Raw genomic sequence first — 10,441 nt, 5'->3', positions numbered from 1 at the left:
GAACCACCGCGGAAGACTCCACGGGACCCGGATGGACGGGGTATCAACATATCTGGCGTTGACTTTTGGCACGCTGTTGAGTTCTCAAGGAACGGACGCTTCCTTCGGAAACCCCCCGCCATTCGGCTGGTTCGTCCTCCGGGCGCTTCCCTTCGGTGTTTCCGACTCTACCACACCCGATTTCTCTCGGATCCGGCTCCCGGTCGGCGGGAGTTCGAGTGTTTTACCGCCCTCCGGCGCGAGCTTTGCGCCCTCCGGCGTTGCCACCACCGTAGAACATTCCCCCGCCCGATTCAAAATCGGGCCCCATTTGCTTTTCGACATACTGCTCCCTTGGTGGGGAGTGCAGACGAGTCGCAATGGAAGAAGGTTCACCGATAGGTGAGGGCCGCCATGAGCGGCCCGAGTGCTTCCCCGAAGAGGCCGGTTCGAAACCCGCCCTCCGTGGCAGCCCGGAGAACATTACGCATCCCACTCGGGGGCGTCAACTCGACACGGGGTGACACCCGTCACCGCGTCGCGGCGGCTTCGGGGCGGGTGTCAGGACCCGCCGTCGAGGTCCCGCAGACGGCCGCCCGAGTCCGGTTGGGCGTCCTCGACCCGGCGCAGGAGGCGCACCAGCAGGTCGCCGAGAAGGTCGCGCTCCTTCCCGTCGAGGTCCTGGAGCAGCGCCTCCTCGAAGTCGGAGGCCATGCGCATGGCCTCCAGCCACTTCTGTCGCCCGGCATCGGTGAGTCCGACGATGACGCGGACCCGGTTCTCCTCGTCCCTCTCCCGGGTGACCAGGCCGGCCGCCAGGAGGCGATCGACCCGGTGGGTCACGGCGGCGGGGGTGAGGCCGAGGCGGTTGGCGAGGGTTCCGGGCCACAGTTGGTAGGGGCGGCCGGTCATCACCAGCTCCTTGAGGACCTCCCACTCCCCGTGGTTGAGGTTCAGGGCCGCGAGTTGTCGGCCGTAGGCGACGCTCATCCGCCGGTCGAGTCGGGAGAGGGCGTTGACCACCTTCTCCACGCGCGGATCCAGGTCGCGGTACTCCCGTTGGTAGATCGCGATCTGTTCGTCGAGGTCCGGCTCTCCGCGCCGCTTACTGGGCATGCGGGCGAGTATCGCACGTCACACGGCACGGATTCGGAGTCAAGGTCTTCGGGTGTGTAGTCTTCGATGTCGAAGTCTTGGTGACCGCATCGGCCCCGGAGCATCCGCCCCGGGGCCGTTCCCGGTGTGCCCGGGGGCGGTTCACCGGGAGCGGCACCCCCGACACCACCAGGACACCGCCGCTCCGGCGGATCGTGGCCGGGGCATCGGGACCACACATCCGAACCACGACATCGAGAGAGGTGAGTGTGACCACCGCGATGGGCGCGGCACTGCGCCGGATCCAGATCGGCAGCGCGCTGAGCGCGTTCGGCAACGGCTTCACCGTGCCGTTCCTCTTCGTCTACGTCGCCCGGGTACGGGACCTGGGCGCGGCCACGGCGGGTACCTGCCTGGCCGCGTTCGCCGTGGCGGCGCTGATCGTCCTGCCCTTCACCGGCCGGGTGATCGACCGGCGCGGGCCGCTGCCCGTGGTCGTGGTCGGTTCGATCGCCGCCGCACTCGGCTCCTTCGGCCTGGGGCTCGCCGGGACGGCTCCCACCGTCCTGGCCGGCTGCGCCCTGATGGGCGCGGGCATCGCGGTGATCCAACCGGCGCTCGCCACGATGATCGTGCGCTGCTCCACCCGGCTCGGTCGCTCGCGGGCCTTCGCCACCCAGTTCTTCCTCTCCAACCTGGGGTTGGGCCTGGGCGGCATGATCGGCGGTCTGCTGGTGGACGAGGACCGGGCCGGCAGCTTCGTCCTGCTCTTCTCGATCGAGGCGCTGATGTTCCTGGTGCTCGGCGTGGTGGTGGGCACGACCCGGCTGCCCGGGGGCACCGGTGAGCACTCCCCCGCGGGGCCGGCCGGAACCCCGGTGCCCGCCGACGCCGGTGGCGGGCTGCGCGACATCCTGGCCCACCGGGCGATGCTGCTGCTGTGCGTGCTCGGCTTCGTGATGTTCTTCGCCGTCTACGGACAGTTCGAGGCCGGCCTCGCCGCCTACGCGGTGGAGGTGACCCGGGTGTCGGCGACGACACTGGGCTTCGCCCTGGCCGCGAACACCGCCGCCATCGTGGCGGCCCAGTACGCGGTGCTGCGCTGGGTGGAACGGCGGCGGCGCAGCCGGGTCATCGCCCTGGTGGGCGTGATCTGGACGGTGGCCTGGCTGGCGGCGGGTCTCTCGGGCCTGGTGCCGCACGCCCAGGCGGTGGCGGTGGGGCTGTTGATCTCCACCTACGCCCTGTTCGGGTTGGGCGAGGCGCTGCTGTCCCCGACCGTGGCGCCGCTGGTCGCCGACCTGGCGCCGGCCGGTCGGATCGGTCGGTACAACGCGGCCTTCGCCCTGGTCAAGCAGCTGGCCCTGGCAGTGGGACCGGCCTTCGGCGGCCTGTTGGCCGCCGCGGGATGGTACGCCCCCTACCTGGTGATCATGGTGGTGTGCTCGGTGGCGGTGAGCGCGCTGGCGCTGCTGCTCGGCCGTCATCTGACGGCGGTGCAGGACCGGCCCGCTCTCGGGCGGGGCATCGCCGCCTCCTCGCCGGGGCCGGTGCCCGCGTCCGTCCCCGCGTCCGCCGACGGCGCGGAACGGACCGTCACCCGGGTGGTCTGAGCCGGTGCCGTGTCGCGCCGGGGTTCGCCCCGGTGCGGCGGCCGACGGAAGTCCCTGTGCTCCGGGGTCCCGGGGCCCCGGTCTCCCCGTGGTTCCGGGATGTCGTGCCGGTGCCCCGACATTCCGGGAGAAGTCGCCGGGGAACGCGGGAAAGCCCACCCCCGCGAGCGGGGAGGGCCCGTGCACCGCCGGGGTCAGTCCCCCGGCGGCTGCTCGATGACGAACTCCGCCCACACCGACTTGCCGCCCTCCGGCAGTCGCCGGGCACCCCAGTCCGCGGCCAGCGAGGCGATGACCGAGATCCCGCGCCCGTGCTCGTCCGCCTCCCGGGCCCGGCGCAGGCGCGGCAGGTGCTCGTCCCCGTCGGTGACCTCGACGATCAGCCGGCGGTCGGTGCGGCGCAGGCGCAGCCGCATGGGCGCGCGGCCGTGCACCAGGGAGTTGGCGACCAGTTCGCTGGCGGCCAGGACGCCCGCCTCGCGCAGTTCGTCGGGGAACCGCCAGCTCGCCAGGACCCCGTCGGCGAACGCCCGGGCGCGGGCGGCGGCCTCGGTGCCGCCGTGCAGGTCCAGGACCGCGCCCCGGGCCAGGCCGCTCTCCTGCGGGGGCCGCTCGGGGCGGGTGAGGACGAGGACGGCCACGTCGTCGTCGTGGTGCTCGGTGATGCCCATGGCGCGGAGCATGCGGTCGCAGACCACGCGGGGGCTGTCCACGGCACCGGCGAGGGCGTCCTCCAGGGTGTTCAGGCCGTCCTCGATGTCGGCGTCGCGCCGTTCGACCAGCCCGTCGGTGCACAACACGGCGGTGGAGCCGGGCGGGAAGGACAGGGTGCCGGAGGTGTGGAGCCAGCCACCGGTGCCCAGGGGCGGGCCGGTGGGTTCCTCGGCCCGTTCCACCCGGCCGTCGGGGCGGCGGACCACGATGGGGATGTGGCCGGCCGAGGCGTAGACGATGGTGTCCTCGTGCGGGTCGTGCACCGCGTACAGGCAGGTGGCGATCTGCTGCGGGTCGATCTCGGAGGCGAGCTCGTCGAGGAACTGGAGCACCTCGTGCGGGGGGAGGTCGAGGCGGGCGTAGGCGCGCACGGCGGTGCGGAGTTGTCCCATGACGGCGGCGGCCCGCACGCCGCGGCCCATCACGTCGCCGATGACCAGGGCGGTGCGGCCGGCGCCCAGGGTGATGACGTCGTACCAGTCGCCGCCGACCGCGGCGTCGGTGCCGCCGGGTTGGTAGACGGCGGCGACCCGCAGGTCGTCCGGCTGTTCGAGTTCCCGGGGCAGGAGGCTGCGTTGGAGGGTGACGGCGGCGGCGCGCTGGCGGCTCTCGCTCTCCCGGAGGCGTTCGGCGGAGACGACCTGGTCGGTGACGTCGGCGGCGAAGACGAGGACCCCGGCGGAGCGGGGACGACTCCGGGAGGCGCCGGCGCGCCCGCGTCCGGAACGGCCCCGCGCGGAGAGGCGCGTTCCGGCGCGTGTCGCGGTGCGCGCGCCCGGGGTGGTCGGGACACCGGCGTTCGGCGGGACGGCCGGGGGTTCGCCCGCCGGGGCGGCGGCGAGCGGCGGCGCGGGGGCCATCTCGACCGGGGTGCAGGTGAAGGTGTAGAAGCCGTCGCGGCCGGGGCCGGGTACCCGCCGGGTCTTGAGGGTGCGCGGGGTACCGGAGTTGCGCACCTGGTCCATCAGCGGGAGCAGGCCGAGATCCACCAACTCGGTGAGGGCCTCGCGGGCCGGGGCCCCGGTGGGACGGGCGCCGAACACCTCGGCGTAGGCCTCGTTGACATAGGTGACGCGGTGTTCCGGTCCCTGGACGACCGCGACCGGGGCGGGGACCCGGCCGAGGAGTTCGTGGACGGTCTCGGTGTCCAGACCGGGGGCCGTCGCCGGGCCGTTGACGAGGGGCACGGTGGTGCCGTTGGCCGGGGCGGCCGGGCGGTTTCCGTTCTCTCCCGCCGGGGTCCCTCCCGCCGGGGTCCCTGTCGGCGGGGTCCCTGTCGGCGGGACCGGGGTCTCTCCGACCGGGGACGCCGGGGCCGCGGCTCCGCGCGCGGCGGGCACCGGGGTGGGATCGGTCGCGGCGCGGGCGGCCGGGCGACGTTGCCGGCCGGGCAGACGAAGGCCCCAGCGCGTCAGGTTCACAGCGTTCCGATCCGATCCGTGCGGTGAGGGTCGAGGTGGAGTTGGAGGCCGGCCGGCTCCGGGGTGGGGGGTCCGGTCGGGTGGAGCGGGGTGAGCGGGTGGTGCGGGGCGGGCCGGCGCGATCGGTGTGCCGGGTCCGGGTCCGGGGACGTGCCACCGAGGGTAGGGCACGGCCCGCACACCGGGCCGATGTTCCCGGGCATCCGGACACGCCCCGGCCCCCGGGGAGCGTGCGCGCGGACGGGACCGCTCCCGCGCGGGGGGCGCCCCGGCGGTGGGACGTGGCGCCGATGTGTGGATGGTGTGTTCCCCGTCCGGGGGCCGGAAATGCGCGCCCGCCCCGACCACGGCCGGCCGGGGCGGGTGCGGAGCCGAACTACCCTTCCTCGCGCCGGGGTTCGCCCCCGGCGGCCAGTTCGAACTCGGCCCGGGGGTGTTCCAGCGAACCGAGGGAGACCACTTCCCTCTTGAAGAGGCCGGAGAGCGACCACTCGGCGACCACCCGGGCCTTGCGGTTGAGGGTGGGCACCCGGCTGAGGTGGTACGTGCGGTGCATGAACCAGGCGGGGAAGCCCTTCAGGCGGCGTCCGTAGACCCGGGCGACCCCCTTGTGCAGACCCAGCGAGGCCACCGAACCGACGTAGGCGTGGGAGTAGGCGGTGGGGGCGCGACCGCGCAGGCGGGCGGCGAGGTTGTCGGCGAGTCGTCGGCCCTGACGGACCGCGTGCTGGGCGTTGGGCGCGCAGATCGGCAGGCCCCCGCCGGGGGCGGGGTCGTCGGCGGACAGGTCGGGCACGGCGGCGGCGTCCCCGGCGGCCCAGATGTGCTCCTCGCCCTCCACGAGCAGTTCGGGCGTGCACCGCACCCGGCCGCGCTCGTCCAGCGGCAGACCGCAGGAGGCGAGGACGGGGTTGGGCTTGACCCCGGCCGTCCACACCAGGGTGCGGGTGGGGTGACGGGAACCGTCGCTGAGCACCGCGATCCGGTCGGTGATGGACTCCAGGCGGGTGTCCAGGCGGATGTCGATGTTGCGTCCGCGCAGCTCGCGCACGGCGTACTCCCCCATGCGCAGGCCCACCTCGGGAAGGATCCGGCCGGTCGCCTCGACCAGGATCCACTTCGTCTCCTCCGGCGAGATGCCGGGGTAGTAGCGGCACGCGTAGCGGGCCATGTCCTCCAGTTCGGCCAGTGCCTCGACCCCCGCGTAGCCGCCGCCGACGAAGACGAAGGTGAGGGCCGCGTCGCGCACCCGGGGGTCGCGGGTGGAGGAGGCGATGTCGAGCTGTTCGAGCACGTGGTTGCGCAGCCCGATGGCCTCCTCGACCGTCTTGAAACCGATGCCGTGCTCGGCGAGGCCGGGCACGGGGAGGGTGCGGGAGACCGAGCCGACCCCCAGGACGAGTTCGTCCCAGGCCAGGGTGAGCGGCGGCTCCTCGCTCTCCTCGGTGGCGGGCGTGCGGATCTCGGCGGTGCGGGCCCCCGGGTCCACCGACACCAGCTCACCGGGGATGAAGCGACAGCCGCGCAGGACGCGCCGCAGCGGGACCACCACGTGCCGGGGCGAGAGGTTCCCCGCCGCCGCCTCGGGGAGGAAGGGCTGGTAGGTCATGTACGGTTCCGGGCTGACGACGACGACCTCGACGGTTCCCCGTGCCAGCTCGCGCCGCAGCCTCTTGCGCAGCCGCAGCGCGGTGTACAGGCCGACGCAGCCGCCTCCGACGATGAGGACGCGCGTGGGTTCCTTGGTCACCCCTCCATGAGGCACCCGGAACCGGTGGTTTGTCCACACGTGGGGATGAAGACCTCCGCCGATCGGGCGTCATCCCTCCCGATTCGAACCCCTACTCGCCGCCGGTGGCCTCAACTATCGTCGGGAAACGTTGGGCACGGTGGATGTCCGTGCCCGGGTGGGTACGACGCGCGGACTCCGGGGGGAGCCGCGCGGGATGACGGGGGAAGTCATGCGTTCTCAACATTTCCGTTCGGAGTCCGCGCACCGGGGTCGTCCCGATCCGGGGCCGGCCCCGACCAACCCGGTCGACGGCGGTGTTTCCGGAGGTCGGCGCGGCCCCGGGAGCGCTCCCGCGCCCGCGGTGGGCACCCGATCGGCCGTGGCGACGGTCGCCCTGGCCTCCGCCGGCGGGGAGGGGCCCGTGGCCCCCGGGGCGGTGGCGGGTCGCACGGTCGCGGTGGCCGGCGCCCTGCGCACCGACGCCCGCCGCAACCTCCACCACGTGGTCACCGCCGCCCGGGACGTCTTCGGTGAGCTGGGTTACGACGCACCGATCGAGGAGATCGCGCGGAGGGCCCGGGTGGGTGTGGGAACGGTGTACCGCCGTTTCCCCACGAAGGGTTCGCTGATCCGACACATCGTCGGGGAGGAGACCCGGCGGCTGACCGAACGGGCGGAGCGCGCGCTGGACGAGGAGGGCGACCCGTGGGCGGCGGTCGAGGGATTCGTGCGGGACGCGGTGGCGTCGGGGGTCTCCCGGTTGCTGCCGGAACTGCCGGCGGCGGGGCTTCCCGACGTTCCGCCCGGGGCCGAACCGGTGGAAGCGGCCTCCCCCGCCGGCCCGGGCGGGGCACCGGGGGAGGCCGACACCGAGCGGGTGCCCCGGCAGCGCCGCGTTCTCCCGGCGGAGCACGGTGGCGCCCCCGACCACGGGACGGAGCGGTTCCGGCCCGGTGGTGACGGCGAGGGCGAGGACGCCCGGCGGCTGGTGGCCGCCATGGAGCGGCTGCTGGAGCGCGCCCGCCGGGCCGGCGGGGTGCGCGCGGACGTGACGGTGGCCGATCTCGTCCTGGTCATCTCCACCGTGCCGCCGACGACCGGCGACCCGGCGAGGCGGGAGGCGTGGTCCTCGCGCCTGTTGGAGTTGCTGCTGGCCGGGTTGCGGCCGGCCGCCGGGGTGTCCTCCGGTGCCGGGGAGTGGGCCGGCCTCGACCACTGAACGGGCCTTCCGGGGGCCGGGGAACGGCCCCCGGAAGAGGGCGACGCGCGGGGCGGCGCGCGACAACTCCCGCACATCCGTGCGGATTTCACTCGATGGAGTGCTCCTGACGTGCGTCGGGGGCGCGGCGCCGGGGTTTCCGTCGCCGAACCGGGCTCCGAGGGCCCCGGGTTGTGGGACCCTGGGTGCCCGCCGGGGGGAGGCGGACGACGTCGTATCAGTCGTATCAAGGTGTTCGGGGGCAGCCGACCATGCGGGACGAGGGACGGGACGGCATGCGGGAGCGCGGCCGGGGGCGGGAGACGGACGGGGCTCCGGGCGGATCGCCCGCCGCCCCGGGGGACACGGCGCCGGCGGGGGCGCCCGCGGACATCCCTCCGCCTGAAGGCACGGAAACCCCCGCCGACACGGGAAACCGGAAGGCCGCGGACACGGCCGGGGTGGAACGCGTCCCCCGCCAGCGGATTCCCCGCCCCGGCCGGCGGGGCGGCCCCGGATCGCCGACGATCGGGCCGGCCGACGCCGATCTGCTGTCCCGCATGCGGGTGGGGGACGACGGCGCGTACGAGGAGTTGTACCGGCGGCACTCCACCGCCGTGCGCCGGTACGCCCGCACCTGCTGCCGGGACGACCACACCGCCGACGACCTCACCAACGAGGTGTTCACCGCCACCCTGCAGGCCGTGCGCGGCGGCGCCGGCCCCTCCTCGGCGGTGCGCGCCTACCTGTTCACCTCGGTGCGGCGGGTGGCGGCGGCCTGGGCGGCCGGCGCGCGCCGCGAGCAACTGGTGGAGGACTTCGCGACGTTCGTGGAGTTCGCCGACACCCGCCCGGCCGGCGGGTCCGACGCGGCGGGCCCGGGACGGGTCGGCGCCGGGGTCGGCGGGGAGGGCGACGGCCGGGAGGCACCGGCCGAGGTCCGTGCCATGGAGGACGCCGAGCGGTCGATGGCCGTCCGGGCGTTCCGCAGTCTGCCGGAACGGTGGCAGGCGGTGCTGTGGCACACCGCCGTCGAGGACGCCTCACCGCGCGAGGTCGCCCCACTGCTGGGGTTGACCCCGAACGCGACCGCCGCGTTGGCCCACCGCGCCCGCGAGGGTCTGCGGCAGGCGTACCTCCAGGCACACGTCAACCGGGCGCTGACCACGGGCGGCGAGTGCGCCCGGTACGCCGATCGACTCGGGGCGTTCGCCCGGGGCGGCCTGCGGTCGCGGGCCGAGCGGGGCCTGCGGCACCACCTGGAGGAGTGCGCGACCTGCCGGACGGCGGCGCTCGAGGTCCGCGAATTGAACGAGCACCTGCGCGCGGTGCTGCCGATCGCCGTGATCGGTTGGCTCGCGGCCGGGTACGCGCCGAAGTTCCTCGCGGCGATCGGCGCGGCCGGGGCCGGGACGGCCGGTGGCGTGGGAAGCGGTGCGGGAAGCGGTGCGACGGGGACCGGTACGACCGGCACCACCGGTCTCGGCGGGACGGGTGCGGCCGGGACGGGTGCGGCCGGGGCGGCGGCGGCCGAGGGAGTGGCACTGCCGATCAAGCTCGCCCTGGCCGTCGGCGTGGTGGTGACGGCGGGCGCGGCGGCCGTCGCGGTCGCCGTCCTCGGCGGGGACACCCCGGAGCCGGCCGCCGCGCCGCCACCAGTGGCGGCGCCCGGTCCCGCGCCCGAGCCGCCCCGCCCGGAGCCGGGGACCGCACCGGTCACGGACGGGGACCCGGTGCCCGAGGTGCCGGCACCCCGGGCCGCATCGGAGGCGGACGCGGCCGCCGCGCCCGCGGACGGCGGGGGGCCCGCGCCGGAGCCGGTCGTACCGGCGGAGGCACCGGCCGGGACACCGGGGGCTCCACCGGAGCCCCCCTCCGAGCCACCGGTGGAACCTCCGGCTCAGGGACCGGCTCCGCAGGAACCGGCGCCGGCGGCGCCGGGCCCGGGTGGCGAGCCCTCGCCCCGGCCGGAGCCGGAGCCGCGACCCGAGCCCGAGCCACGGCCCCAGCCGCTTCCCAACCCCCAACCGGAGCCCGAGCCGGAACCCGAACCCGAGCCGGAACCGGAACCCGAGCCCGAGCCGGAACCCGAGCCCGAGCCGGAACCCGAGCCCGAGCCGGAACCCCGCACGTACCAGCTCCGGCACCTGACGCCCGGGCTCTCCGGGCTCGCCCCCGACGAGCCGCACCTGCGGCTGCTCGGAGTGGGAACGTTCGTGCCCCGTTCCCAGCCGTCCATCGGCGGGGTGACCCACGCGCACGGCCTCACCGTCTCGGCGTCCTCCACGATGATCATCGAACTCAACCGTCCCTGCTCGGTGTTCCGCGCCGCGACGGGGGTGGACGACACCGCGTCCTCCGACCGGGGGGCGGCCGAGTTCACGGTGCTGGCCGACGGCGTGCGCGTGTGGGGGTCGGGCACGGTGGCGGCCGGGTCCCCGGCGGTGCCGGTGACGGTGGACCTGACCGGGGTGAGCACGGTACGGCTGGAGGCCCGACCGCGCGGTCCCCTCGGCGCCCTCACTCCGGTGACCTGGGCCGACTCGGAGCTGGACTGCGGCTGAGCACCGGCCGGGCCGAACGGGTGACTCCGAGGAGGGTCACCCGTTCGGCCGGGAAGAGGCCACCGTCGTGACGACGGAGGGGTGACGGATCAACGAGGGCTGGGGAGGGGTACCGTGAACGGGGC

Annotated in this window: 6 protein-coding genes; 3 read left to right on the top strand and 3 right to left on the bottom strand. The window is 74.9% G+C overall.

The genetic code is table 11. The features are described from left to right. Positions 1-540 precede the first annotated feature (540 nt). Positions 541-1,095, bottom strand: coding sequence for a MarR family winged helix-turn-helix transcriptional regulator (locus FOE67_RS07205; protein WP_182661647.1), 555 nt, complete (start codon positions 1,093-1,095; stop codon positions 541-543). Positions 1,096-1,343: 248 nt separating this feature from the next. On the opposite strand from FOE67_RS07205, the gene FOE67_RS07200 reads away from it, so the two are divergent. Continuing rightward, a complete protein-coding gene (locus FOE67_RS07200; protein ID WP_323384414.1) occupies positions 1,344-2,687 on the top strand; it encodes an MFS transporter in 1,344 nt (447 codons plus the stop codon). A gap of 194 nt (positions 2,688-2,881) precedes the next feature. On the opposite strand, the gene FOE67_RS07195 is transcribed toward FOE67_RS07200, so the two are convergent. Beyond that, positions 2,882-4,588, bottom strand: a complete 1,707-nt coding sequence (locus FOE67_RS07195) for a SpoIIE family protein phosphatase (RefSeq protein ID WP_438874193.1) — start codon at positions 4,586-4,588, stop codon at positions 2,882-2,884. 610 nt (positions 4,589-5,198) lie between these two features. Beyond that, complete coding sequence (locus tag FOE67_RS07190; protein ID WP_182661643.1) at positions 5,199-6,572, bottom strand: NAD(P)/FAD-dependent oxidoreductase; 1,374 nt, start codon at positions 6,570-6,572, stop codon at positions 5,199-5,201. Positions 6,573-6,915: 343 nt separating this feature from the next. Here FOE67_RS07190 and FOE67_RS07185 point away from each other — a divergent pair, with 343 nt between their 5' ends. Both FOE67_RS07185 and FOE67_RS07180 read left to right on the top strand, forming a co-directional pair. Continuing rightward, positions 6,916-7,773: a TetR/AcrR family transcriptional regulator gene (locus FOE67_RS07185; protein ID WP_323384412.1), complete on the top strand. Its 858-nt coding sequence runs from the start codon at positions 6,916-6,918 to the stop codon at positions 7,771-7,773. A 440-nt stretch (positions 7,774-8,213) separates the two neighbouring features. After that, positions 8,214-10,316 (top strand): sigma-70 family RNA polymerase sigma factor, encoded by a 2,103-nt coding sequence (locus tag FOE67_RS07180; protein WP_323384411.1) that lies wholly within the window; start codon positions 8,214-8,216, stop codon positions 10,314-10,316. Positions 10,317-10,441: the final 125 nt, after the last annotated feature.

The organism is Streptomyces calidiresistens, assembly GCF_014141525.1.
GTDB classification, from domain to species: Bacteria; Actinomycetota; Actinomycetes; order Streptomycetales; family Streptomycetaceae; genus Streptomyces; species Streptomyces calidiresistens.
This window is presented reverse-complemented; position numbering and strand designations above follow the sequence as displayed.